A 26,125-nucleotide genomic window follows, 5' to 3' on the forward strand; every position below is an offset into this window, starting at 1 on the left:
TGACCTTTAGGCGCGCGGTGTTCGGCGCACTTTGACACAGATCAATTTGGCAATTTGTTGCAAGCTTTAGCGGGCGTTACCCCGGTCACGGTCGAGCAAGAGCTGGAACAGGATCGCGCGCAATTCTCCGTCGATTTCACCGCTGATCCTGCGCGGCCGCCAGCGGCGCTCGAAAGCCTCAACCGCCTTGTGGCCATCGGTGATATCGTACCCGTACCGTTCCAGCGCGAGGTAAAACGCGCCGTCATTGTCGAACGGATCGCCCAGTTCGATCTTTGGCGTCGGGGTCGCAAGACCGTATTCCGCAAGCCTGTCCCATGGGAAAAGTTCCCCCGGATCGGTCTTTCGCGCCGGGGCCACGTCGGAATGCCCGACGATGTTGGCGCGCGGAATGTCATGGGTTTTCACGATCCGGTGCAGCAAAGGCACAAGCGCCTCTATCTGGGCATCGGCAAAGGGGCGATATCCCAGCCCGTGCCCGGGATGGTCGAGTTCAATCCCGATACTGGCCGAATTCACATCCTTGTGGCCGCGCCAATAGGATACGCCTGCATGCCATGCGCGTTTGTCCTCCGGCACCAGCAAGGTGACCTCACCCTCTTCCGATATCAGATAGTGGGCACTTACCCCCGCGTCGGCATCGCACAGCCGGTCCAGGGCTGTGCCAACCGGCTTCATTTCGGTGTAGTGGAGCACGACCATGGAAACGGGCAATTTCCGGTCGTTGAAATTGGGCGACAGCCGCGTGTGATGAACGAGTTCGTCGCTCAACCGATCAGACCCTCCGGCTGCGGCAACACTGCGCCCAGCACCAGGGCATCTTCGCCCAGTTGATATTGAAGGCCGCCGCCAGACCGCTCAGCCAGCATGGCGATCATATGTGCGGGTGCCGTACGGCTGGAAAGATCACGCGCTGCAAGATCACCTTGCAAAGCCTTGCCGATTGTTTCGTCAAACGCGATTTTCGGGCCGCTTGCGCGAACCACGATTTCGGTATTCCCGCCGCGCATTTCCGCACCGATATCGAGCGAGCCGCCGCGCACCAGCGTTTCCAGCGCAATATGCGCGAGGTTGAGCAGGACCTTCACCGCATCCTTGGGCAGTTTGGCCGCGTCCATCGCCCAATGGGCTTCCACGCGTTTAGCATTGGCGACAAGCGAATCGATAACCGACTTCGCTTCGCTCACTTCAACCATTTCGCCAAATCCACCGGCAGCGCCGAACGCCAGACGGAAGAACTTGAGCTTGTCCGTGCTGGTCCGCGCGCTCTGTTCCAGCAAATCCATGCATTGTTCGCGCATTTGCGGGTCGGTTTCGTCAGCCAGCAATTCCAGCCCGTTGCTCAGCGCGCCAACCGGGCTGAGCATATCGTGGCACAGCCGCGAACACATCAGCGCGGCAAGATCGAGGGATGCATCATCATTCATAAAAAGCAGCTAATTCCTGACGGTATGGAACACTTGGAACACAGTCCTAGGGCAAAAATTCCCTGCCTGCATCCGTTCTTTGGACAGACCGAATGATTGGCGGGCACCAGCCGAACGGCGAGGCAGGTCTATCCCGTGATCGCCGCGTAGGAAAGTTCATTGAAACCAGTGCTTTCATCGCGCCAGAAGCGAATGTTTCCAGCCCCGATGATCGCCCAGATGCGCCCGTCATGGGCTGCCATGGCGGCATCTGTGGCGGAAGGAACGGCAACGCCATTGGGGTGCGAATGGTAGAAGCCGGCAATGGCAGGGCCGCCGCCGCGTTCATCGCGGTAGGCCGAGATCAGCGCTGCCGGATCAATCTCGAAATGGGCCGCCGGCAGGGGATGGACATTAGCGGTGGGCACGGCGCCGATGATGGTATCACCCCTCCCCAACAGGATCCCGCAGCATTCCAGCGGAGCCGCCGATGCAGCAGCCTCCTTCATCGCATCCAAAACCTTGCTTGAGATATGCAGCGTCATCGCCCATCGGTTTAGCCATGAGCGAAAGCGAAGTCATCACCGGCACAATCGCCACATCCGGCAGGGTGGACAAATCGCTTGCCGAGGCGTCGGGCCTTTCGCGCGAACGGGTCAAGGCGCTGATGGCGCAAGGCGCGGTTACTATTGGCAGGACCGTTGCCAGCAATCCGTCTGCCAAGATGCAGGCCGGGGCGCATTTCACCATCGATGTCCCGCCAGCGGCAGAGCCAGAAGCGCAGCCTCAGGACATCCCGCTGGACGTGGTGTTCGAAGATGACGACCTGATCATCATCAACAAACCCGCCGGGATGGTTGTCCATCCTGCTGCCGGGAACCCGGACGGCACGCTGGTTAATGCCCTGCTGCATCACTGCAAGGGGCAGCTTTCAGGAATTGGTGGGGTCGCCCGGCCAGGGATAGTGCACCGGATCGACAAGGATACTTCTGGTTTGCTGGTTGCAGCCAAATCTACTGCTGCGCATGAAGGGCTGGCAAGACAGTTTGCCGACCATTCGATCATGCGCCGCTATCTGGCTGTTTGCGGCGGGCATCCCAACCCGCCGGAAGGAACCGTTTCAGGACGGCTTGGCCGGTCCGATGCGAACCGCAAGAAAATGGCGGTTCTGGCGGACGATTCGAGCCGCGGAAAACACGCGGTCACGCATTACAGAACGTTGGAAAAATTCAACCATTCCAGCCTGATAGAATGCCGTCTTGAAACAGGTAGAACGCACCAGGTGCGCGTTCACTGTGCGTCAATCGGTCATGCGCTATTGGGGGATCAAATATATGGACGGACACCCAGCGTTCTGCGGCCCATTCTTAAGCGAATCGGTTTCGCCCGGCAGGCGCTTCACGCAGCGTCGCTTGGCTTCGATCACCCGGTAACCGGCGAAAGGATGGAGTTTCACGCGGATCTACCGCCGGATATGCGGGAACTCATCGACGAAACCACTCGTTGAAATCGATGAAATGCCTGATGAAGGTGCTGCAAAACGCAAAGATTGCGTCTATATGTAACCAAGCGGCCCGAAATTGCGGATGCCCATCAGGGGTCCGGTAAAAGTGAGGCTGGCAACAGAAAGGTTAGGGAAGAAGTGAGCAACGTAACAAGTAAAGTCCCGGCCCTTGGCGGAGAGCAGAGCCTCAACCGCTATCTGGCCGAAATCAAGAAGTTCCCCGTTTTGACTGCAGAGCAGGAATATATGCTCGCCAAACGTTATGCGGAACACGAAGACCCCGAAGCAGCAGCACAGCTGGTGACCAGCCATCTTCGCCTCGTCGCGAAGATCGCGATGGGTTACCGCGGCTATGGCCTGCCGGTCTCCGACCTGATTTCAGAGGGCAATGTCGGCCTTATGCAGGGCGTCAAGAAATTCGAACCGGAACGCGGCTTCCGCCTCGCCACCTATGCAATGTGGTGGATCAAGGCGAGCATGCAGGAATTCATCCTGCGCAGCTGGAGCCTGGTGAAAATGGGCACGACCGCGGCCCAGAAAAAGCTGTTCTTCAACCTTCGCCGGATGAAGAAAGAGCTGGAAGCTTACGAAGATAGCGACCTGCATCCCGATGACGTGACCAAGATCGCTACCGATCTGGGCGTTGCGGAACAGGAAGTCATCAACATGAACCGGCGCATGATGATGGGCGGCGACGGCTCGCTCAACACCAAGATGCGCGGTGACGAGGAAGATGGCGGCCAGTGGCAGGATTGGCTGGTCGACGACCGTCCGCTGCAGGACGAAACAGTGGCCGATGCTGAAGAGGCAGAGGTCCGTCACGAAATGCTGATCGAAGCGATGGACGGACTGAATGACCGCGAGAAGCACATTCTGACCGAGCGCCGTCTGACGGAAAATCCGCAGACACTCGAAGAGCTTTCGCAGGTTTACGACGTCAGCCGCGAACGCATCCGCCAGATCGAAGTGCGTGCATTCGAGAAGCTCCAGAAAGCGATGAAAACGATCGCCGGAGAGCGCCTGATGCCCACCGCGGCATAAGCCGGTCTGACAAAATCACACATTTACCCCGCCGGTAGCGATACCGGCGGGGTTTTTCATGTCCGCAAGCGGCAGAAATCCTGGTCGAGAGCGGTATTGAGGATGGCCCGGTAATCTTCGGCAAGCCGCTGCCCCGGCGTGATCAGGCCGAATTCCGCATCCGGTATCTGGCCGATCGGAACGAACGCAACCGGGCACGACACCGGCACAAGCTGAGATCCGGCACCGACTTGCAGGGTGGAAAGCAGGCCAAACATCCGCTTTTCCCGCGTGGCGCGGCCCAATACGATCAGCCGGTATTGCCCCGCCTCACTAGTCACAAGGTAGATATGGCCTGAAAGGTTGGGCATCGACACGAAGCCCGACTGTGCGAAGCTGCTATCCAGCCGCTCGCTTTCGCAGAATGCCAGATGCCCCTGCGCATCGTCCCACTGGATCTGCGTGCGGTAGGCGTAGGTTGCACCCTCGTCGCCAAAGCTGGCCCGGAGGGTGAGGTAATCCCCCTCGATCCAGCGGACCGCCTGTCTGGCATATGTTCCCATGTGCGGCGGCGCGAGCGATGGCCCCTCGGTTCGTTGATGGCCCGGGCGGCGCAGCGACGCACCCAGTGCTTCCTCCAGCTTTACGATCGTCGCCAGCGTGAACGGGCGCCTGCCCGACAGGGCCTTTTCCAATGTCGAAATGCTGACACGGGCGGTTTCCGCCAATCCCTGGCGCGAGATGCGGCGCCGCGCGATCTCCTCCCGCAGGCGCGCGGCCACGCCTTCATTGCTGAAACCCTGTTCGGTCATTGCCCACCCCATCATCGCTCTCCCTTTCCGTAAATGTGCGGACGAATCCGCACAAACCCTCACTTAATCTCCGGCGAACCTCCGTATCCGGCAGAAATTGGCCATTCTTGCCTGTGGCGGGTCCGTTCTTCGATGCCGTAACGGGTAGGAAGGTTGAGATGAACGGAGGCTTACATGAGACGAACTGCGGTGACCAAATCCAGAAGAATTGCAGCCACGGTTGCGATTCTCGCGCTCATATTCGCTGCATTCCAGACAGCTTCCGTGTTTGCTGCCGGTGGCCGCGGAGCAGGCGAGATGGCTAGCGACCAGCGCGGCGCAGGTCGCCTGATGCTGCGCGGCAAGGGCGTTGCAGATGAAATGCCCGCGATGCAGCTGGGCACCGATATCAAGGTCAAGGTCAACGGCCCGGTTGCGCGGGTTACCGTCACCCAGGCGTTTCGCAACACTTCCGCTGGTTGGATGGAGGCAACCTATCTGTACCCTCTGCCCGATGACGGGGCAGTCGACAGCCTGAAGATGGTGGTTGGCCAGCGTATCTTCGAAGGCAAGATCAAGCCGCGCGAGGAAGCCCGCCAAATTTACGAACAAGCCAAGGCCGAAGGGCGCAAATCGGGCTTGGTCGAACAGGCCCGGGCCAACATGTTCCGCAATTCGGTTGCCAATGTGGGGCCGGGTGAAACGGTTCTGATCGCAATCGAATTTCAGGCTCCTGTCCAGCAATTGGCAGGCGAGTATGCCTTGCGCCTGCCGCTTGTGGTGGGGCCGCGATATGTCCCGCCTCGCAGCCTAATGAACGAGCGCGGCGAAATCGATCTGGTGCAGGTTGCCGATGCGGCAAATGTGACCGCCCCGCTCGCCAATCCCAAGCTGGGCAGCAAGCTGAACCCGGTCTCTATCACCGTGGAACTGGATCCGGGTTTTGAGCCAGCAAAGATCGACAGCCCGTATCATCCCATCAAGATTGTCGATCAGGGTGCCCAGAAGCGGCTGATTACCCTGGCTGACGGCGAAGTGCCTGCAAACCGTGACTTCAAACTGAGCTGGCGCGCACCATCGGGCAAACCGGCAGTTGGCCTGTTCAAACAGGAACACGCCGGTCTCGACTATCTGATGGCCACCATCACCCCGCCGGCTGGAAAACAATCTGGTCCGGCTCTCCCGAGAGAGATGATTTTCGTGATCGACAATTCCGGATCAATGGCCGGCGATTCGATGATCGCGGCCAAGACCAGCCTGATCTACGCCTTGGGCACCCTGCGCCCGCAAGATACATTCAACGTGATCCGGTTCGACGACACCATGACGCAGCTGTTTTCTGCACCGGTCCGCGCAGATGAACGGCAGGTTGCGGCTGCAACGCGATTTGCGAAAGGTCTCGATGCGAATGGCGGTACGGACATGTTACCCGCCTTGCGCGCAGCCTTGGTCGATCGGCACGGCGAAAGCCGCAATTCCATTCGCCAGATAATCTTCCTGACCGATGGCAATCTGTCCGACGAGGCCGAGATGATGGCAGAAATCGCCGCCAATCGCGGCCGCAGCCGGGTGTTCATGGTGGGCATGGGATCTGCGCCCAACACGTTCCTGATGCGGCGGATGTCGGAAACAGGGCGCGGCACGTTCACCCATGTCGGGACCGACACCGAAGCGGTGAGAGAAATGAAAGCGTTGCTCGACCGTCTGACCGCGCCGGTGGCGACCGATATCAAGGTTACCGTGAGCGGTGCCAGCATCGATTTGGCACCGCGCGAACTGCCCGATCTCTATCGGGGGGAGCCGCTGGTTCTGCTGGGCCGCACGAAGCAGCTGACGGGCACGTTGAAAGTAACGGCCACGATCGGCGGGAAAACCTGGACCCACAGTGCCGACCTGTCTGCCGCTGCGGCCAGTGAAAGCGCCGCGAAACTGTGGGCATACCGCCGGATCGCAGAGATTGAGGCGCAGCGTTATTCCTATGAACTCGACCGCGAAACCGCCGATGCCGCGATCGAGGAACTGGGGCTTGAATTTCATCTCGTCACTTCACGCACCAGCCTGGTTGCTGAAGACGAGACGCCCAGCCGGCCAGAAGGCGCAACATTGACGAAGGAGGAACTGCCGTTGCTGCTTCCCGCTGGCTGGGATTTCGACACCCTGTTCAAAGGGCAGAATGCCGCAGCCAAGGCTAACCCCGAATTGGCCGAGCAGAGCGAACTGCTGGAACTGCCTGAAACGGCGACAGGGTTCATGAGCGCGCTGTTGGCGGGACTGCTGCTGATGCTCATCGGCCTGTTTGCAGCGGCTGTTCGCCGGCGCCGGATGATCGCGGCGTGACGACGATCACCGCCTTCATCGGCAGAGTCAGGGCCAGCTGGCCCTGGCTCATCTGCGCCGCCGGGATGGTGATCGCGCTGCAGGCCGCATGGATCCCGGTAAAGGCGCAAGTCGCGCAAATTATGCTGGAGGATGCTTTTGACCGCAGCCTTACGGATGGCGCCGCGCGCAAGCCGTGGCCCTGGGCAGATACCGCGCCGCTGGGCAAGATCACGGCACACAGGCTGGGCGTGAGCGAGATCGTCTTGTCCGGGGCGTCGGGCGAAGCGATGGCCTTCGGACCGGCAGCGATTGCCGACGGCGGATCATCGGGGGTCACAATACTGGCCGCACACCGCGACACACACTTCCGTTTCATCAAAGACCTGAAGGCCGGGGACGAGCTGTCGCTGCAGCGTGTGGACGGCAGCATCGCGCGTTACCGTGTCGCCGGATTTGAGACTGTTCGGTGGGACGAATTCGGGTATCCCGCAAACGGCCATGCCGGCTTGCTTGCCCTGGCAACGTGTTATCCTTTCGGAACCGACACACCCGGGCCATTGCGCCGTGTTGTCTGGGCGGAGCTGCTCATTTAGCCGCCGCATCAGGATAGGGGGTTTCGGATTTGCACCCGTCTGGAGTAGATAGTGACAACGGCATTCTTCAGGGAGGACAACACATGCGTTTCATCCAATCACTTCGGCCCATTAGCGCTGCATTGGCGATCACCCTGATCAGCGCACCTGCCGCCGGGCAAACCAGTATCGACCCGCCTGCCGGCGATTGGACGCACCGCGGGGTGGATGTGAGCTTTCCCGAAACTGTCGGCGGATTCGGGCGCGGGCAGGCAACCGAATTCACGAGCGATGGCAGGGATGCAGCCATCGGTTACAAGTATAACAATGCAGACGGCACGTTGAACGTGACCGTCTATGTCTATCCCGATTATTCCGATCTCTCGTGCTCACAGATTTTCCTCGATGCGCGAAACAACGTGGCAGAATATCGGGGTGCGGAGCTAAGCGGTCAGGGATTCATCTCGCCGCCCGACGGGGGCGATACCGATTTCGGTCTGGGCGCGCGGTACCGCTTGCCCGCGAATTCCATGCGCGAGGGATATCCTGCCCTGATCTCGGACGTTTACCTTTACTGCCCGCCGGGTGACAAATGGCTGGTCAAATACCGCGCCAGCTGGACCGGCAGCGAAGCGACCTTCCCGGACGTTGGCAGCTTTCTGCGCCGGATCGATTGGCCCGCCGACTTGCGGTCGAACCTCTAAGCCAATTCCCCGACGCATCGCCCAAGCTGAAACCTAGCTGAAACCGAGCCCCATGCTGCTGCGCATTGCAAAACTTCTGGCGAAAATCGTCCTCTGGTTCGTCGGACTTAGCCTGGCGTTCGTGGTGCTGTTCAAATTCGTTCCACCGCCAATAACTGCCACAATGTTGATGGACGAAAACAGCGTGACCAAGGACTGGGAACCGCTGTCCAATATCGACCGCAATCTGGTGACCGCGGTAATCGCGGCAGAGGATGGCAAGTTTTGCAGTCATAACGGTTTCGACGCGGAAGCGATCGAGGAGGCAATCCGCAAAAACGCGCAGGGTGGCCGGATCCGGGGCGGCTCCACCATCAGCCAGCAAACCGCAAAGAACGTGTTCCTGTGGCAAGGTGGCGGCTATATCCGCAAGGGGTTCGAGGCGTGGTTCACCTTCCTGATCGAAAACATCTGGGGCAAGCGGCGGATCATGGAAGTCTATCTGAATGTCGCGGAAACCGGCATCGGCACCTACGGCGCGGAGGCCGGCGCGCAGCGTTATTTCAATCATTCGGCGGCCCGCCTCAGCAAAAGCGAAGCCTCGCGCATGGCAGCAGCCCTGCCCCTGCCAAAGGAACGCTCCGTCACCAATCCGGCTGGTTTTACACGGCGTTACGGCAACACGATTGCATCGCGCATGGGTGTAGTAAGGCGTGACGGATTGGATTCCTGCGTCTACGAGTGATCGCGATGGGCGCAGGGCATTCACACAGTAACGATAGCGGGCACGAAAGCGGGCACGATCATTTGCACGGGCATTCGCACGGGCATGGACACAGCCACGCACCGGCAGATTTTGGCCGCGCATTTGCGATCGGGGTAATCCTCAACACAGGCTTCGTGATCGTAGAGGCGGTTTACGGGCTGCTCTCCGGCTCGATGGCGCTTATCGCCGATGCCGGTCATAATCTTTCCGACGTACTGGCGCTGCTATTGGCATGGGGTGCCAGCATCGCTGCAAAGCGTGCGCCATCCGACCGATTTACCTACGGGTTCAAGAGTTCGACGATCCTTGCCGCGCTTGCCAATGCCGGCCTCCTGCTGGTGGCGATTGGCGCAATCACGTTTGAAACCATTCACCGGATTTCAGAACCCGCCCCTGTCGAAGGGATGACGGTAGTGATCGTCGCGGGGATCGGCATCCTGATCAACGCCGGCACCGCCATGCTGTTCATGCGCGGCCGCAAGGATGATCTGAATATTCGCGGGGCCTACCTGCATATGGCCGCCGACGCGCTGGTCTCGGTTGGCGTGGTTCTGGCGGGCATCGTGATTTTGCTGACAGGTGCTTGGTGGATCGATCCGCTGACCAGTCTCGTCATCGTGGCGGTCATCGCCTGGAGCACCTGGGGGTTGCTGAAAGACAGCGTGAAGATGGGATTGCTGGGCGTGCCGGAAGGTATCTCGGAACAGGACGTTCGCGGGTTCCTTAGCAGCCTGAACGGCGTCGAGGCTGTGCATGATCTGCATATCTGGCCGATGAGCACGACCGAAACCGCGCTGACCGCCCATCTGGTCATGCCGGGCGGGCACCCTGGCGATGCATTTCTTCACGATATTTCCGAAGAACTTAAGCACCATCACCGGATCAACCACGCGACGATCCAGATCGAACAGACACTCGAATGCGCCCAGAACGGCAAGGGCTGCGCGATATGAACGACGCAGTCCGCCAGCGGGAGGCATTGAAAGACGATATCGTCCGTCTCGCTAGCGGAGACAGATCGGCGCTGGAATCGATCTACCAAGCCACATCGGCGAAACTATTCGGCATCTGCCTTCGTATCTTGGGAAACCGCGATGAAGCAGAGGATGCCTTGCAGGACGTATATGTCAGCTTATGGCGCAGCGCCGGGCGCTACGACCCTGAACGGGCCAGCCCGATCACATGGCTGGCGACATTTGCCCGCAACCGCGCAATCGACCGTTTGCGGTCGGGTAAGGTCCAGCGAGGCGCGGTTCCGGTGGACGAGGCGGCAGAGATCGAAGACACAGCGCCGCTGGCGGATGAACTGGTAGAAACCGGTCAGCGCAACGCCCGCATCCATCATTGCCTGCGCGAACTGGAAGAGAAAACCCAGGATTCGATCCGGACAGCCTTTTTCCATGGTAAGACCTATGCGGAGCTGGCCGAGGCAAAAGGCGTCCCGCTGGGCACGATGAAAAGCTGGGTCCGGCGCGGTCTGGCCAAATTGAAAAGGTGCCTAGAGAAATGACAGCTCCTGAACTGACAGAAAGGGAACGTCTCGCCGCAGAGCATGCGCTTCGCCTGCTGGAAGGGGAAGAGCTGGTCATGGCGCGGGGGCTGGCCGCCAGCGATCCCGACTTTGCGCGCGAGGTTTCCGATTGGGAAGAACGCCTCGCACCGCTGCAGGATGAACTTTCCGGGGTCCAGCCCGGTGCGGATTTGTGGGACCGGATACAGGCGCGGCTGGATGGCGGCACTCCGGTGGCAGAAGTCACTGCCCTGCGCAGGCGGGTACGCCAATGGCAAGTCGCCAGCCTGGTGTCGGCAGCGGCGGCAATTGCGCTGGCGTTCCTGACGATCCCCGCGATGCAGCAATCCCCGGCTGAGCCCCAGCCAGAGGCCCCACTGATGGCCAACATTCCCATCGGGGATACATCGCTGCGCCTCGCAGTGACCTATCTGCCCGATCGGTCCGAAATGCTCGTATCAGCCAGCGGGCTGACAGCCGATGGGGTGCACGATCACGAATTGTGGCTTGTCCCACCGCAGGGCGAACTCCGATCGCTGGGTGTCGTGAAGCCTGGCGAGGAAGTGCGGATGCCACTGGACCCGGATCTGGCCTCGCTGATCCATGATGGGTCGCAAATGGTTCTCACCCGCGAACCGCTTGGCGGGAAACCGGCTGACGAAGTTGCCGGCCCGGTCGTGGCAGAAGGCGCATTCTCGCTGATCTGAGATAATTCCGAATTTTTATGCATCCGCCACCGGGCGGGCTGCGTAACTCCTCACGCAAGCAGGACGGGGCTTGGAAAAAGAGGAGATTACCAAATGCGTACACCATCCAAATTCAGAGCCGCCGCCTATGCCGCAGTGGCAGCCATGGGCACTTTTGCCGCCATCAGCACAGCGCCGGTATCCGCGCATAATCACAAGATGGCCGAAAAGAGCCAGCCGAACATCGTGCAAACCGCGATGAGCACCGGCGTCCACAACACGCTGGTCGCAGCCGTCAAGGCAGCCGGTCTGTTGGACACGCTCAACAGCCCGGGGCCTTTCACCGTGTTCGCACCGACCGACGATGCGTTCAGCAAACTGCCGGACGGCACGGTCGACAGTCTGCTGAAGCCAGAGAACAAGGGCACTCTGACCAAGGTGCTGACATACCATGCGGTGGCCGGCAGCGTAACTGCGGCCGACCTGCTGTCCATGATTGACGAAAATGGCGGTGCCGTAACGATCAGCACAGTGGCCGGTGATCCGCTGGTGGCCAGCAAGTTCGGCGATACCGTTGCAATCACAGACGCGGCCGGGCGCACCACTATCGTCTCGACCGCAGACGTGAAGACATCGAACGGCATTATCCACGTCACCGATGGCGTGTTCCTGCCGGGCTGATCACGGCCCTTACAGCAAAGCCGCCGTCTTACGGAACTTCGGCGGTCTGACTGCGCTGCTCCCTTCCCCTTCGGATGCAGCGCAACACGAACCCCGCCTGGCCATTCCTCCGGCCGGGCGGGGTTTTCTAATTCTGCCACGAAAAAGGGCCGGCCAGCACATGCTGACCGGCCCTGTATCCATCGTATCTTTGCGGTTTAGAAACCTGCCTTCGCACCAAGGAAGAAGTAGGTGCCAACCGGGCTGACCGGATAGGCCTGCTCAGTGATGAAAGGCGTTTCGTTGAAGATATTGTTCACACCGCCATAGAACGAGAACCGGTCGCTGGCCTCGAAGTTGAACGAAATATCATGGATGAAGGTTTCGTCCGCAATCGCGTTTTCAGCGCTGTAGATCGTGCCCACATCTTCGATTTCGACCGAACGCAGCGCCATCTTGTCGAGATAGGTCGTCGACCAGGTGATGCTCAAACGGTCCCAATCCCAGGTCAGCGACGCGTTGCCGGACCATTCCGGGCGCTGGAGTTCGCCCAGTTCAGGATCGAGATTGGTGAGGTCTGAAGGATCGAAGAACCGGTCGAGCTTGTCCACCCAGTTACCGGCCGCCGCGAGAGTGAACCCGTGATCGCCAAGGTTGAAGGTGTAACGCGCCGATGCTTCGACACCTGCAGTTTCTAGACGGGCGAAGTTCAGGGACGACTGACGCAGGAAGGTGAACCCGCCATTGCTGGAGCTGCGGTCAACCAGCGTACAGAACTGATTGTTGAAGTTTGCGCTGTCGACGCAATTGTTCACGATGTCCTGCGCGCTCACAGTCGAAATCGCATCTTCGATTTCGATGTTGTAGTAATCGACGCTAAGCGCGAGGCCAGGCAGGAACGAAGGCGTGATCTGCGTACCCACTGTCCAGGTCGTCGCGGTTTCTTCCGAAAGGTTCGGGTTACCGCTGATCGAGCCGGAGAAACGTGCGGTGAGCGGATCGACATACGAATATGTGCCGCTGCCGAAGGTCGGATCGAACCCGATCGAATTGAACAGCGCAACACAGTTTGCCTGACGCTGGGCCGGATCAGGCGCGTTCGCAAGTTCCGATGCATCGCACGGGTCGACCGGACGGAAGAATGCACCCTGCGCCGGGTTGAACAATTCGTTGATGTTCGGCGCACGCACCGCGCTGGAATACGTACCGCGGAACAGGATGTCTTCTACCGGGGCGTACAGACCATTCACATTCCAGGTGAAGGTGCTGCCGACCGTGGAATAGTTCGCGTACCGCGCCGCTGCGTTGAGTTCGAGCAGCCTTACAAACGGCTTGTCGGCCAGAAGCGGCAGACGAACTTCTGCAAATGCATCAAACACGTCAAAGTCGCCGCCCGCATTGTCGATGATCGACGCCGGGTCAAATACCAGCGAGTTTTGTGCGTTCGGCAGGTCACGGAGCAGATCGCCCGCATTCGCATCCGGCGTATCGACAGGGACAACACCGCGGATCAGCGGATCGAACTGCGAATCGCTGGTTTCCTTGCGGAATTCAACGCCGACAACCCAGTCGACAGGGCCGCCCGGCAGTTCGAAGAAGCCGCCCGTGTCACCGATGAGCGTGCCGTTGAGCACCAGCTGGTCGAGAGCAAAGCGGTTGACGGTGGTTGCCGTGATGAAGTCTATTGCTTCCTGGCTGATAGCGCCGACCCCGCCAAGGATATTGGCAGGAGCACACTGGCCGTCACCCGGGTTGAAGCTGAAGAATCCGGGATCGCCAGCAGGGATGCCGAACGGGGTCGTTGCCGGTGCAGTCGGATCGATATCCGAACGGCAGATGGGATTACCCGATACCGGATCGCTGATCACGTCGATTGCGGCATAGAACCGGTCGAGAATGACGCTGTTATTGTTGATGCTCTTCTGGTCGAACTTGCCGTAATTCACCGACACTTCGTAACGCAGATTGTCGGTCATCTCGCCGCGCAGACCGCCGACAAAACGCCATGTTTCGAATTCGTTACGGTCGCGGTTCTGGCCAAGGTCGGCCGGGTCACGCGTGATGTAGAGACCGTCCCCGCCGCCAAAGATCAACGGCGCGACGAAATCTTGCAGATCGCCGGTGATGAACGGGTTGTCCGAACGAATGGTCAGCAGATCATAGAAAGTGTTTGGCTGACCCTGGAATTCAGCAGTGTTGGAAACATACTTCCCTTCGAAAAACAGTTCCGCAGCCGGGGAAAATTCCATCGAAGCGTTGACGTTGACGGACCAGCGCTCTGTCTCTGGCGTCAGCGAATTCTCGTTGAAATTATTCTGGATGCCGTCGCCGCCAAACTGGTTGAACAGGCCGGTAATCAGGCCATCCTGATAGACCGAGACGCTGCCATCCGGGTTGATGTTGGCACAGCCGCCAGCAAGCCCGAACGCACCGGGGTTGAATGTGGAGTTAAAGCCAACCGAGGATTCAAGACAGTCGGCAGTGCCATTATTGTTGATGTCCGGGCCATCGCTGAGGCCGATATCACCCGGCGCAACAACGCCGCCAGCCGAGGACAGCGAGAAGCGCGGATCGCGGGCGATGAGCCGGCTCGGCGCACTTGCAGCACGCTCGATCAGCGCCAGTTCCGCAGAGCTAAGCGTCGGGGTGGTGCCAAATTCTGCGAGATAGTCAGCCTGGAAATCAGCCGCACTCGTCGGGATACGGAAACCGGTCGGGAACGAGCCGTTGGCCAGCGAATAGAAGTTGGCAAAGTTGGGGGTACCCGTGCCGATATCGCCGTTCTGGAAACGCAGCGCCGGGTTGCCCTGGTCATCCGCAATTCCGTTGTCGCGGCTGAAGGAACGATCACCATACAGCAGTTCGTCATTGCGCGCATATTCACCGGTTACGGTAATGTTGCCGCGGCCGTCGGCGAAATTGGTGCCCCAGGTAAGGTCACCATTGAACCGCCATGCATCGCCCTTGTGCGAGATGCCGGACTGCACGTTGCCTTCAAGGCCTTCGAAATCGTCGCGCAGCTGGAAGTTAACAACGCCGGTCACAGCATCGGCACCGTAAACAGCCGATGCACCGCCGGTGATCGTTTCAACCCGTTCGATAAGCGCGCTCGGGATGGAATTGATGTCCACGACCTGCGCACCGGCGACGCCGGAAACGTGGCGGCGGCCATTGACCAGCACCAGTGTACGGCCCGCGCCCAAACCGCGCAGGTTCAAGGTTGCCTGGCCGACGGAGAAGGAAAAGACACCGTCCAGCGAGGATTCGGTCGAAGTCGACGTGGAGAGAGCCGGAACGTTGCGCAGCACATCGACCACGTCGCCGCTGCCGGTCTCGGTCAGTGCGGCAGCATCAATCGCCAGAATAGGTGCGGGCGAACCGATATTGGGGTCACGAGCAATACGTGAACCGGTCACCACAATGACCTCGTCCTGGGCCTCAGCTGCTGGTTCTGCAGGCACTTCCTGCGCGTAAGCTGCAAAAGGCATGGAACTCGCTGCCAGCAACAATGTTGCACGCAGCGCCCGGTTTCGATTGATCATGATTGCTTCCCCGTTGTTATCTGCAATTCACAAACACTATGCTGCGCTGCAGCACAATGTAAAGCGTCTGAAATCGAGAATGTCACAGCTGTGGCGAGAATGTCACGAAGGGTGATTTCCGCTACTGTATACGCGTCGTCACGTGGATCGATGCGCCAGATTACCCCCGTCGCTGCAACGCTGTGAACTCAAAAAAAGACGGGCCCGGCGTTATGCCAGACCCGTCTCAATGTTTTGAAATGCAAAAAGGCGTCACCGGGTTAGCGGCAACGGGGAAGCAGCCTTTTAGGCGGCCTCTTCCTTTTCTTCATCCTTGCCGCCCATGACGCGGATTGGTTCCTTGCGGCCTTCGACCACGTCCTTGTCGATCACGATTTCGGTCACGCCTTCCATGTCGGGCAGGTCGAACATCGTATCCAGCAGGATGCCTTCGACGATCGAGCGGAGACCGCGCGCGCCGGTTTTGCGTTCAATGGCCTTCTGCGCGATGGTTTCCAGCGCGTCGCGCTGGAATGTAAGCTCGACATCTTCCAGTTCGAACAGCTTGGCATATTGTTTCGCCAGAGCGTTTTTCGGCTCGCTGAGGATCTGAACCAAGGCATCGGTATCCAGATCGCGCAAAGTCGCGATTACCGGCAAACGGCCTACGAATTCAGGGATAAGACCGAATTTCAGCAGATCTTCCGGCTCGCATTTTTCCAGCAGTTCGCCGATGCGGCGCTTGTCAGGATCGGCAACGTTCGCGCCAAAACCGATCGAGCGTTTCTGGAGACGGTCGGCAATCACTTTCTCAAGCCCGGCAAATGCACCGCCGCAGATGAACAGGATGTTCGTCGTGTCCACTTGCAGGAATTCCTGCTGCGGGTGCTTGCGGCCGCCCTGCGGCGGGACGGAGGCGGTGGTGCCTTCCATCAGTTTCAGCAGCGCCTGCTGAACGCCCTCGCCCGAAACATCGCGGGTGATGCTGGGATTTTCCGCCTTGCGGGTGATCTTGTCGATTTCATCGATATAGACGATGCCGTGCTGCGCCTTGTCGACGTTATAGTCGGACGACTGCAACAGCTTGAGAATGATGTTTTCGACGTCTTCGCCAACGTAACCTGCCTCGGTCAGCGTGGTCGCATCTGCCATGGTGAACGGCACATCGAATGTGCGCGCCAGCGTTTGCGCCAGCAGCGTCTTGCCGCAGCCGGTCGGGCCGACGAGCAGAATGTTCGATTTCGCCAGCTCCACATCGCCAGCTTTGCCGCCATGCTTCAACCGCTTGTAGTGGTTGTGCACAGCAACCGAGAGGACCCGCTTCGCGCGGTCCTGGCCGATGACATAGTCGTTGAGCGTCGTGAAGATATCCATCGGGGTCGGCACATCGCCTTCACCCTTGCCAGCGATGCCGGCCTTGGTTTCTTCGCGAATGATATCGTTGCACAGCTCCACGCATTCATCGCAGATGAAGACGGTTGGGCCGGCGATCAGTTTGCGAACTTCGTGCTGCGATTTGCCGCAGAAGCTGCAGTAAAGCGTACTTTTAGAGTCGGTTCCGCTCAATTTTGTCATATCCCGTGTTCCCGAATCCCCCCGTAGCGCCCTCATTGGCGGGGAGATTCGCCCGACTCTAAGGCCGGATCGTGTATAATCAACCTGCTGTGCTTAGCAGATGCCCGTTACAGACAGCTGAAAGCACAGGGTTGCCGAAAAGCTACAGTTAACGTCCCGCCCCGGTACAGGACCCCAGCACAAGGCCGCGGGCGTGGACGCTCGCATACCCTGAGCGAGACCGATGCCCGGCCCGCGAGAGCGTTACTTCGGCGCGCCGCCTGAACCGTCGGCATCGTCCGGTTCTTCATTTTCCGGACGTGTTTCGAAGACCTTGTCGACGAGGCCAAACTTCATCGCTTCGTCAGCCTCGAGGAAGGTATCACGGTCCATTGCCCGCTCGATATCTTCCAGGCTTTGCCCGGTGTATTTGACATACAGATCGTTCATCCGGCTCTTGATCCGCAGGATTTCGCGAGCCTGAATTTCAATGTCCGACGCCATGCCGCGCGCACCGCCCGAAGGCTGGTGGATCATGATCCGCGCATTCGGCAATGCGACACGCATACCCGGCTCACCGGCGGCCAGCAGGAAGCTGCCCATCGATGCTGCCTGACCCATGCAAACCGTCGAAACGCGCGGTTTGATATATTGCATGGTGTCGTGGATCGCCATTCCGGCCGTAACCACGCCGCCCGGCGAATTGATGTACATGCTGATCGGCTTGGAGGGATTCTCGCTCTCCAGGAACAACAGCTGAGCAGTGATCAGCGAAGCCATGCCATCTTCCACCTGACCGGTGACGAAGACGATGCGTTCGCGAAGCAACCGGCTGAAAATGTCGAAGCTGCGTTCACCGCGGCTGGTCTGTTCCACCACGACAGGCACGAGCGCGCCGGTATTGGGGTCACGCGTGAACTGGCCCTGAGAGCCGAAAGTGTCGCCAAGCTGCGCGGAAAGATCGATCATGGAATTCCTCTGTCTCGAAGTTCGAAGGCCTATGTCGCGACTGACACGGTGGAGTTCAAGGGGATTAACCTTCGCAGGATAAATCACGGGTGGAAAACCGTGACAATCCAATGTCGTTTGTCCCGGCGAATGCGCGTCCTATCGAAGCGCACTGTTAATCATCCCGGACGCGAAGCAGGGCCCGCTGCGGAGAAGATACCTATGACACCGGCTGCACGCCCCCCATCGATGCGCCTGGCGTCCTGCCTTCTGTTCAGTGCAAGCGCCTGCCTTTGTGCACCCGCGCTGGCACAGGAACAGCCCGCAGGCGCGGCAGAAACCCCGGCCACAATGGGCCTCAGCGCAGCCGCTCCGCGTGCCGATGCGCGGATATTCGAGCCGACCTATTTCGAACAGTTTGCCCCGCGCAGTGCGCTGGACATGGTTTCGCAGATTCCCGGCTTTTCCATCGATGACGGCAATGATGGCCAGCGCGGTCTGGGCGAAGCGAACCAGAACGTCATCGTCAATGGAGAGCGTTTCTCCAGCAAGTCGGACAGCGTCCGCGACCAGTTGCGCCGGATTCCAGCCGGCGACGTTGTTCGCATCGAAATCCTCGACGGCAACGCGCTCGACATTCCCGGCCTGTCCGGTCAAGTCGCCAATATCGTTTATGTGAACACCGGCACATCCGGCCAGTTTCGCTGGAGAGGCGGGTTCCGGGCCCACAATACCGAGGCGCAATTGTATGGCGGGGAAATCTCGCTGACCGGAAGCCGGGGCGATCTCGATTATACGCTCGCCCTGTCCAACGACAACAATCGCTTCGGGGCCGATGGTCCGAGCCTGATCACCGACGCCAGCGGCGCTGTGATCGAAGAACAGTTCAGCAAGGTTTCGGGCAAATTCGACAATCCCAAGCTGAGCGCCATCTTCGCCTATGATTTCGGCGCAGACACGGTGGCCAATCTGAACCTCAGTTACGGCGAAGATTACTTCTCCCGCAAAGAACCGGAGATCGGCGTATCCCCTGACGGCCTGGTGCGCGAACGTGACGCCTCCCGCGAGGAAGACGGGCCGGAATATGAAATCGGCGCCGACATCCAGTTCCCTTTCGGACCGGGCACACTGAAGCTGATCGGGCTCGAGCGGTTCGAACGCGACAATTTCTCAAGCACGGTGATCGACCGCTTCAATGACGGACGCGGCGATGCCGGATCGCGCTTCACACAGGTCAACGAAGCGGGCGAGCGGATCGGCCGCCTGGAATATGGCTGGAAAATGTGGGGCGGCGACTGGCAGATTTCGGGCGAGGCAGCGTTCAACCGGCTGAACCGCACGTCGCGCCTGTTCGAACTGGCACCGGCGGGGGGATTTACCGAAATCGCATTCCCGGCGGGAAATGGCGGTGTCACTGAAGACCGGTATGAAGCCATCCTCAGCTTCAGCAGGCAAATTACCCCCAAGCTTTCCTTGCAGGCAACCGGCGGCGCGGAATATTCGAAGATCGAGCAAACCGGTGTCGCCGCCAACTCGCGCAGCTTCCAGCGCCCCAAGGGGTCGTTCTCCCTCGCATGGAAACCCGAAGACGATCTCGACATCTCGGTCGAATTGCGCCGCCGGGTTGGACAGCTTTCGTTTGGTGACTTTCTCGCCAGCGTGTCGATCAACGATGACAACGCGAACGGCGGCAATAACGAATTGCAGCCGGACCAGAGCTGGAACGTCGCACTCCAAGTAAACAAGGGACTGGGCGAATGGGGCTCCGCAACATTTGAGCTGGAACAGGTCTGGTATGAAGATTTCATCGATTTCTTCCCACTGCCCGATGGCGGCGAAGCACGCGGCAATATCGGCAGCGCGGAACGCACCCAGATTGAACTGAACACCACGCTCAAGATGGATCCACTGGGCTGGGACGGTGCCCGTTTCGAAGTGCGCGGTATCCGCCGATGGGACAACGTTAACGACCCGTTCGTGGGCCGAAGACGGCCCTTTTCAGGTCGGTTTACCGATTTGCTCGACGTGAATTTCCGCCATGACATCCTCGGCACCGACTGGGCATGGGGCGGCGGTTTGTTCACCGATAACCGCGCGAATTACTCCCGCCGGTTCGAGACGGGCCGCGATTATGAAGGTCCGACATTCGCCAACCTGTTTGTCGAACACAAGGATGTGTTCGGGCTGACGGTCAACGCCAGCTATGGCAATATACTGGGCGCACGGAACAAGTTCGAACGCGTCGTTTTCGACGGGCCCCGCCCCAACGCGAACATCGTCTTTGCGGAAAAGCTCGACCGACGGATCGGCCCGATTTTCAGGTTTAGCGTTTCCGGCAATTTCTAGGTCTGACCCGCGCCGGGACTTGCCTTCGCGGCAGATGCTGGCACCGTGCGCAGCATGAAGAAATTTATCCTGCCGATTGCCGCTGCGATTTCCTGCGCCTCTTGTGCCGCTCTGCCTGCGGCTGAGGCGTCGGAAGCGGCAAGCCTGCAAGCCGCGCCGGTGCAGCGACCGACACGGCCAATCGAATCCAATCTGATGCCTCGCGTCAGCCTCGCGGCGGCTGCGGCAAAATTGCAGACCGAACGCATCGCGGCGCTGGACGATGCCGGGCCTCAGCTGAATGCGGTGATCTCGCTTAACCCCGATGCAGCCGCGCAGGCGCAGGCGGCTGAGCGTGCCGGACTTCCCCTGTCCGGGCTGACCGTGCTGATCAAGGACAATATCGAGACCCGGGAATTGCCGACCACTGCGGGCAGCCTTGCCTTGAAAGACAATCTGACCGGCAGGGATGCGCCGCTGGTGGCGAATTTGCGCGCGGCAGGCGGCGTCGTGCTGGGCAAGACCAACCTGTCTGAATGGGCCAATATACGGGACGACGATTCCACCAGCGGATGGAGCGCGGTGGGCGGCCTCACCCGCAATCCGCATGATCCGGCGCGCAACACCTGCGGTTCGTCTTCGGGCAGCGGTGCCGCGGTCGCAGCCGGATTTGCCTGGGCCGCAATCGGCACTGAAACCAACGGTTCGATAAGCTGCCCCGCCAGCATCAACGGCATCGTTGGCTTCAAACCGAGCGTTGGTCTGGTCAGCCGCAGACACGTCGTGCCGATCAGCAGCACTCAGGATACTGCCGGGCCTATGGCCAAAGACGTAATGCGCGCAGCGCGGCTGCTGGGCGCTATCGCGGCAGAGGATGCTGCAGACCCGGTGACGATGATCGTGCCGAACCGACGCGCCGACTATACCGAAGGTCTTTCGGAGTACTCGCTTCGCGGCGTCCGAATTGGCGTAATGCGCAAACAGATCGGCAACAATGACGGCGTTCGCGGTGAATTCACGAAGGCGCTGGCGGATCTGGAGCGGGCCGGGGCGGTGCTGGTCGATATCGATTTCGAACCAAACCAGGAAATGTACAGCGACAGCTTCACTGTGCTGCTGTTCGAACTGCGTGAGGAAATGGGCAAGTATCTCGGTTCGCTCCCCGGTGAAGACATGCCTCGCAGCCTTGCTGATCTGATCCGGTTCAACGAACAGAACGCCTCCACTGAAATGCAATATTTTGGTCAGGGCCTGTTCGAGCTTGCCGAAAGCACCACCGACCGCGAGGCGTATGAGAAAGCGCGCGAAAATGCTGTCCGGATCGCAGGGCCAGAAACGCTTGATCGGCTGCTTGACGATTATGAGGTCCAATTCCTCGTCGCGCCTACCCGAGGGCCGGCATGGGTCAGCGATCTGGGTAATGGCGACACGTATGACGGCAGTATCGGCTTTGGCAGCCCTGCCGCGATTGCCGGTTACCCGCACCTGACCGTGCCGATGGGACAGGTTGATGGCTTGCCGGTCGGGATCAGTTTCTTCGGCGCAAAATGGTCCGACCACGATGTGTTGAAAGCCGGTGCCGCCTATGAACGCGCCCGGACGTCGCAAATACCCGTGCCCGATTTTGGAGCATGGATGCCAAGCAAGCGTTAGAAGGTCCTGATGGAACCGCGAATATTCCTGTTTGTCCTGTTCGGACTCGCCCTGACGCTGGCTGTGGCGCTGGAGAAAAGGCTTGCGCGCAGTCTGCTGCCCATGCCGGTCCTGTATGTCGGGGTCGGCTTTGCGGTGTTTTCCCTCCCGCTGGGTATGCCGCATCTCAACCCCGTGGCAGACAGCCTCGACGCGCTGACTGTGGAATACGTGACCGAGTTTATCGTCATCGCTTCGCTCGCCGCTGCAGGCATCGCAATCGACAGGCCGGTGAACTGGCGCAATTGGCGGCAGATATGGCCCCTGCTCCTGTTCGCCATGCCGCTGACCATTATCCTTGTATCGTTGCTTGGCTGGTGGGCGCTTGGCCTGGCCCCGGCCAGTGCGATTTTGCTCGGCGCGGCACTGGCACCGACTGATCCGGTTCTCGCGCGCAGCGTGCAGGTGGGCCCGCCGGGTGACAATGAGCGGCATGATCTGCGTTTCAGCCTGACCGCAGAAGCCGGTCTCAATGACGGTCTGGCATTTCCGTTCACTTACCTCGCGATTGCAGCGGTGGGCATGGCGTCCTTGGGCGGCTGGACGATCGAATGGTTCGCGCTTGATTTCGTGTGGCGCATCGCCGCCGGTATCGGGATGGGTTATCTCGTCGGGCGGGCCGGATCATGGTATGTTTTCGAGCGCGAAGTTGATGGGCCGGCCAAGCAGGATGGCGACCAGTCGGAAGTCTATTCGACCAGCGAAGGTCTCATCGTGCTCGGCACGCTATTACTTGCCTATGGCTTGGCGGAAATGGTTGAGGGGTACGGCTTTATCGCGGTATTCGTCGGGGCTGTTACCGCCCGCCAGCGCGAGAACGCCAGCCGGTATCACAAGATCAGCCATCACTTCATCGACCAGATCGAAAAGATCGTGCTGGTCGCGGTGCTGCTGGCATTTGGCGGGATGCTGGCCAGCGGCGTGCTCGACGCGCTGACATGGCCGGCCGCACTTACGGGCCTCGCGTTGATCTTCGTGATACGTCCGCTCAGCGGCCTGATGGCGGAATGGTTCACCCCGCTCCCTTGGAGAGGCAAGGCCGCTGTCGCTTTTCTGGGCATTCGCGGGATGGGTTCGATCTATTACCTCGCCTACGGCCAGAACCACGGGACATTCGAACAGCTCGATCTGCTATGGGCCACGGTGTCCTTCACGATCCTCGCCTCGATCCTGATCCACGGCGTCACCGCCGGCAGGATCATAGAATATGTCGAGCGCCGAAAAGGCCACATCCACAAGGGAGAGGGGGAGGAAATGCTATCCCTGTCACCTGACAATCGCGAAAACATCCGGGTCGATCCGGACGCCTGCGACTAGCATCCGCTGCCTAGGCAGATAACACGGCGGCATCCTGCGCCGCCTGCTTCGCCTTCAGTTCGCACAAAAACCCGTGCAGCACTTCGGTGGCCAGCCCGTGGAGGACCAGCCTGAAACCGGCTTTCAGGGTGGATTCCGGCACCATCGGATGCGCATTGGTGATCATCGCCAGATGTTTTTCCTCGCCCGTGATGCGGGCGCAATACAGGCCGATTGTTTCGTCTAGTTGCAGACTATTTGCAGCCCTCCAGAAATCCCGGTCGGTCAGCCAGAACGCATATGCGGGCGTGTACAGTTCGATCGCCGTCTGCAGGTCGATCTTGTTGAGCCGCCCCTTCGGCATGTCTTCAATTTGCACCGCGTCAGGGTCGATCGCGTTGAAATCCACGCGTTCCACCTTCCCCACCTCGCCCCCGCGCCTATCCAGTTCATGGTTCAACTGGATCAAAAAGTTGAAGATGTTGAGATCGTGTTTCAGAAACAGATTGTCCCGGACATCGTCAATCGTGGCCGGTTGCATCGGCTCCAGCGTAGGCCTGAAGCCCGGCGTGGTGTTATCCGCGATAAAGCGCAAAACCTGCGATCCAAGGTGAAAATGCCGCAGGATCAGGCGGTTCGCATCGGGCGTCAGGAAATGTTTCATCCCCTTCGCGATCATCCAGTGCAGGAACCGCGGGGCATGGGGGAAGCGCGGGAAAACACTCTTAAATATCTGCGCCAGGACAATTGTGGTGCGCGCGAGTGGCCGTACGAAGGGCAGCAGGAACTGGCGGCTGGGGCTGCGCTGGTCACGCAGCAGCGCGGCCTTTGCCTCTGGATCAAATGGCAGCGACCGGTCCATCGCAAGCGCAGCCCACGGATCGGGATCAGCGGGATCGTGGTCGCCAAAGGCATGAAGAATCTTCTCCTCCCTGGCCTTCTCCACGCGGGGCGCGCCATCCGCATCAGACATTGTCGATCTCTTCCAATTGCAGCCGGTAAAGCCTCGCGACGACCTTCGCGTGTTTGATGATGTCGCTGCCCACGGCATCGCTGGTCACGGCGATTTCCATTGCGCGGTCGAACATCTCCAGGTGATCTTCGTCATTTTCCCCGTGATAGGTGAAGAAACTCGTCGCTTCAGGCGGCAAATCCAATTGCTCCGCCATCAGCTTGCTCCACGGACCGGCAATCCGGTTGCCCAACCCTTCGATCACGAACATCGCGCCAAGCATACCCACGGGGTCGCGCTGAGAGGCGGCGTTGTACATGTACCCCGACAGCGCCTCTGACCCGATGTTCTTTTCGCCGCCCACGATGTCCTCGCGCAGCCCGCCGGCGGCGACGTAATTATCCTCCAGCATTCGGTAATCCCGGTGCTCTTCTTCCGCATGGTGGATGAACAGCGTGCGCAATTCTTCGTAATCTGTGCCGAGATTGGATGCAGCACGGCTGATCCACCGGCTGCCCTCAACAACCTGCTGACGAAGATTGCGCAGCAAAGCGAGGTAATCGTCCCGCCGCCACTTCCCCGCGTGCAGGCGGCTAACCAGCGGTACGGTCATCAATGATGTTTCGAAATCGATCCAGACGCGGGCAAGACCCCGGTGCGTGCGTGCCAGCGCCGTGTCCGGTTTTCCGGTTTCTGCATTCATTTCGCCTCTCCCGCTGTATCAACTTCACCCGGCCCGACCACTGTCAGCCCCGCATATGCCATGACACACTGCCCGCTTTCCGGCACCGCCAGAAGGATATTCTGACCTTCACGCAGATCACCGCTGCGCATCAGGTCATCCAGTATCAGGAATATGGAAGCGGCACCGACATTGCCTTTGGTCGCCAGATTGGAGAACCAGCGGTCTTCCGGGATCATGCACCCCGCGCGTGTCGCAAGCCGGATCATCTCTTCGCGCAGGCTGTGCGCGGAATAGTGGCAACAGAACCAGTCCACCGCATCCGGATCGATCATGCCTTCATCCACCAGCCGCATGAATTCGCCCATCCACACCGGAAGCATCCGGTAAAGCGCGTCGACATCCTGACGCAGCTGGAACGCGCCCGCGGACGCGGCGGATTGAATGGTCGGATGGTGCGACCAAGGCTGCATGGTCCCGTCATCCCGGCGCACCCCGCCGCCCGTCATGCAGGGGCCGAAACGGTCTGCGAAACTGCGCAGGCTGATCCAGTCCACTCGCAAGGAGAGGCCGCGCGCGGCGGGCCTGTCTTCGATGATCAAAGCGGCTGCCCCATCGCTGAGCGTCCAGCGCAGGAACCCTGCATCGGATGGCAGGGTACCGTCATCATCGAGCGCTGCGGTGCCTTCATAAAAGCCAGGCCGGAAATACCGGCTCGCAAATTCGCCGCCGCCGACAATCGCAGACTTGTGCTCGCCCGCCTTCAATTGCAGCCATGCGTTTTTTAGCGCCATCATCGAACTGGCGCAGACCGATTGCTGGCTGGCAATCTCCAGCGGGGGCAGGCCAAGTTCGCCGTGAACCTGACTGGCGAGGCCCGGCACCATCAGGTCGTTCTGCGTTGTAGAAGTGGAAAGGAAACCGATCGATTTCGCGTCGATCTCCGCCGCCGACAGGGCATCCTGCGCCGCGCGCGCCAGCATGCTGGCGACGGTCCACCTGGTCGTGCCATCCTTTTCCAGCGCATAATGCCGGGTGCGGATCTTGTTTTGTCGTAGAGTGAGTTTCCCGAGCCGCTCTGAATTGTCAGACAAGCGGCCGATATAATCGGCCATTTCGGCGTTCGGGACTGGGTCGCCGGGCAGAAACTGCCCCGTGGCGGTAATATAGGTCATCCAGACCAAGATTGCGTCCCGACCCGCCTTTGACAAGCATGTTTCGGGGAAAATCGTGCTGAA

Annotated in this window: 23 protein-coding genes; 13 read left to right on the forward strand and 10 right to left on the reverse strand. The window is 59.8% G+C overall.

Annotation, left to right across the window (positions count from 1 at the left end; translation table 11 throughout):
• Positions 1-66: 66 nt before the first annotated feature.
• The 3 genes from GRI43_RS07860 to GRI43_RS07870 form a co-directional block, all read right to left on the reverse strand.
• Positions 67-702 (reverse strand): N-acetylmuramoyl-L-alanine amidase, encoded by a 636-nt coding sequence (locus tag GRI43_RS07860; protein WP_160730707.1) that lies wholly within the window; start codon positions 700-702, stop codon positions 67-69.
• A gap of 65 nt (positions 703-767) precedes the next feature.
• Positions 768-1,427, reverse strand: coding sequence for a histidine phosphotransferase family protein (locus GRI43_RS07865; RefSeq protein WP_160730441.1), 660 nt, complete (start codon positions 1,425-1,427; stop codon positions 768-770).
• Between the two features lie 128 nt (positions 1,428-1,555).
• The gene (locus GRI43_RS07870; protein WP_160730442.1) at positions 1,556-1,951 is read right to left on the reverse strand and encodes a M67 family metallopeptidase; all 396 of its coding nucleotides are present in this window, start codon (positions 1,949-1,951) and stop codon (positions 1,556-1,558) included.
• A 17-nt stretch (positions 1,952-1,968) separates the two neighbouring features.
• Here GRI43_RS07870 and GRI43_RS07875 point away from each other — a divergent pair, with 17 nt between their 5' ends.
• The gene (locus tag GRI43_RS07875) at positions 1,969-2,913 is read left to right on the forward strand and encodes an RluA family pseudouridine synthase (protein WP_160730443.1); all 945 of its coding nucleotides are present in this window, start codon (positions 1,969-1,971) and stop codon (positions 2,911-2,913) included.
• A 135-nt stretch (positions 2,914-3,048) separates the two neighbouring features.
• On the forward strand, positions 3,049-3,951 hold the full coding sequence (gene rpoH, locus GRI43_RS07880) for an RNA polymerase sigma factor RpoH (RefSeq protein WP_160730444.1): 903 nt from the start codon (positions 3,049-3,051) through the stop codon (positions 3,949-3,951).
• A 56-nt stretch (positions 3,952-4,007) separates the two neighbouring features.
• Here rpoH and GRI43_RS07885 read toward each other — a convergent pair whose 3' ends face one another.
• Positions 4,008-4,742 (reverse strand): helix-turn-helix domain-containing protein, encoded by a 735-nt coding sequence (locus tag GRI43_RS07885; protein WP_235903638.1) that lies wholly within the window; start codon positions 4,740-4,742, stop codon positions 4,008-4,010.
• A gap of 174 nt (positions 4,743-4,916) precedes the next feature.
• Here GRI43_RS07885 and GRI43_RS07890 point away from each other — a divergent pair, with 174 nt between their 5' ends.
• The 8 genes from GRI43_RS07890 (at position 4,917) to GRI43_RS07925 (ending at position 11,938) form a co-directional block, all read left to right on the forward strand.
• On the forward strand, positions 4,917-7,058 hold the full coding sequence (locus GRI43_RS07890; RefSeq protein ID WP_160730445.1) for a marine proteobacterial sortase target protein: 2,142 nt from the start codon (positions 4,917-4,919) through the stop codon (positions 7,056-7,058).
• On the forward strand, positions 7,055-7,633 hold the full coding sequence (locus GRI43_RS07895; RefSeq protein WP_160730446.1) for a class GN sortase: 579 nt from the start codon (positions 7,055-7,057) through the stop codon (positions 7,631-7,633). Before GRI43_RS07890 ends, GRI43_RS07895 begins: the two co-directional genes overlap by 4 nt.
• 83 nt (positions 7,634-7,716) lie before the next feature.
• On the forward strand, positions 7,717-8,316 hold the full coding sequence (locus GRI43_RS07900; RefSeq protein WP_160730447.1) for a hypothetical protein: 600 nt from the start codon (positions 7,717-7,719) through the stop codon (positions 8,314-8,316).
• Positions 8,317-8,368: 52 nt separating this feature from the next.
• Positions 8,369-9,040: a monofunctional biosynthetic peptidoglycan transglycosylase gene (gene mtgA, locus GRI43_RS07905; protein WP_160730448.1), complete on the forward strand. Its 672-nt coding sequence runs from the start codon at positions 8,369-8,371 to the stop codon at positions 9,038-9,040.
• A 5-nt stretch (positions 9,041-9,045) separates the two neighbouring features.
• On the forward strand, positions 9,046-10,014 hold the full coding sequence (locus GRI43_RS07910) for a cation diffusion facilitator family transporter (protein WP_160730449.1): 969 nt from the start codon (positions 9,046-9,048) through the stop codon (positions 10,012-10,014).
• Positions 10,011-10,571, forward strand: coding sequence for a sigma-70 family RNA polymerase sigma factor (locus tag GRI43_RS07915; protein WP_160730450.1), 561 nt, complete (start codon positions 10,011-10,013; stop codon positions 10,569-10,571). Before GRI43_RS07910 ends, GRI43_RS07915 begins: the two co-directional genes overlap by 4 nt.
• Positions 10,568-11,278, forward strand: a complete 711-nt coding sequence (locus GRI43_RS07920) for an anti-sigma factor (protein ID WP_160730451.1) — start codon at positions 10,568-10,570, stop codon at positions 11,276-11,278. Before GRI43_RS07915 ends, GRI43_RS07920 begins: the two co-directional genes overlap by 4 nt.
• A gap of 93 nt (positions 11,279-11,371) precedes the next feature.
• Positions 11,372-11,938: a fasciclin domain-containing protein gene (locus tag GRI43_RS07925; protein WP_160730452.1), complete on the forward strand. Its 567-nt coding sequence runs from the start codon at positions 11,372-11,374 to the stop codon at positions 11,936-11,938.
• 197 nt (positions 11,939-12,135) lie between these two features.
• Here the strand turns inward: GRI43_RS07925 and GRI43_RS07930 are convergent, their stop codons facing one another.
• The 3 genes from GRI43_RS07930 to GRI43_RS07940 all read right to left on the reverse strand — a co-directional run bounded on the left by GRI43_RS07930 (position 12,136) and on the right by GRI43_RS07940 (position 17,961).
• Positions 12,136-15,459: a TonB-dependent receptor domain-containing protein gene (locus GRI43_RS07930; RefSeq protein ID WP_160730453.1), complete on the reverse strand. Its 3,324-nt coding sequence runs from the start codon at positions 15,457-15,459 to the stop codon at positions 12,136-12,138.
• A gap of 285 nt (positions 15,460-15,744) precedes the next feature.
• The gene (clpX, locus tag GRI43_RS07935; RefSeq protein ID WP_160730454.1) at positions 15,745-17,013 is read right to left on the reverse strand and encodes an ATP-dependent Clp protease ATP-binding subunit ClpX; all 1,269 of its coding nucleotides are present in this window, start codon (positions 17,011-17,013) and stop codon (positions 15,745-15,747) included.
• Positions 17,014-17,256: 243 nt separating this feature from the next.
• Complete coding sequence (locus GRI43_RS07940; protein WP_160730455.1) at positions 17,257-17,961, reverse strand: ATP-dependent Clp protease proteolytic subunit; 705 nt, start codon at positions 17,959-17,961, stop codon at positions 17,257-17,259.
• 201 nt (positions 17,962-18,162) lie between these two features.
• On the opposite strand from GRI43_RS07940, the gene GRI43_RS07945 reads away from it, so the two are divergent.
• From GRI43_RS07945 to GRI43_RS07955, 3 genes are read left to right on the forward strand one after another with little or no spacing between them, the layout of a single operon-like run.
• Positions 18,163-20,286 (forward strand): TonB-dependent receptor plug domain-containing protein, encoded by a 2,124-nt coding sequence (locus GRI43_RS07945; protein ID WP_160730456.1) that lies wholly within the window; start codon positions 18,163-18,165, stop codon positions 20,284-20,286.
• Positions 20,287-20,340: 54 nt separating this feature from the next.
• Positions 20,341-21,918, forward strand: coding sequence for an amidase (locus GRI43_RS07950; protein ID WP_160730457.1), 1,578 nt, complete (start codon positions 20,341-20,343; stop codon positions 21,916-21,918).
• A 9-nt stretch (positions 21,919-21,927) separates the two neighbouring features.
• Positions 21,928-23,274 (forward strand): cation:proton antiporter, encoded by a 1,347-nt coding sequence (locus GRI43_RS07955; RefSeq protein WP_160730458.1) that lies wholly within the window; start codon positions 21,928-21,930, stop codon positions 23,272-23,274.
• Positions 23,275-23,284: 10 nt separating this feature from the next.
• Here GRI43_RS07955 and GRI43_RS07960 read toward each other — a convergent pair whose 3' ends face one another.
• From GRI43_RS07960 to GRI43_RS07970, 3 genes are read right to left on the reverse strand one after another with little or no spacing between them, the layout of a single operon-like run.
• Positions 23,285-24,226, reverse strand: coding sequence for a DUF6999 family protein (locus tag GRI43_RS07960; protein WP_202391614.1), 942 nt, complete (start codon positions 24,224-24,226; stop codon positions 23,285-23,287).
• Entirely contained in the window at positions 24,219-24,908 is a 690-nt protein-coding gene (locus tag GRI43_RS07965; protein WP_160730459.1) for an iron-containing redox enzyme family protein, read from the reverse strand. Before GRI43_RS07965 ends, GRI43_RS07960 begins: the two co-directional genes overlap by 8 nt.
• On the reverse strand, positions 24,905-26,062 hold the full coding sequence (locus GRI43_RS07970) for a 3-oxoacyl-[acyl-carrier-protein] synthase III C-terminal domain-containing protein (protein ID WP_160730460.1): 1,158 nt from the start codon (positions 26,060-26,062) through the stop codon (positions 24,905-24,907). Before GRI43_RS07970 ends, GRI43_RS07965 begins: the two co-directional genes overlap by 4 nt.
• Positions 26,063-26,125 lie beyond the last annotated feature (63 nt).

Origin of the sequence: Pontixanthobacter luteolus (assembly GCF_009828095.1) — a bacterium.
Taxonomy (GTDB): Bacteria; Pseudomonadota; Alphaproteobacteria; order Sphingomonadales; family Sphingomonadaceae; genus Pontixanthobacter; species Pontixanthobacter luteolus.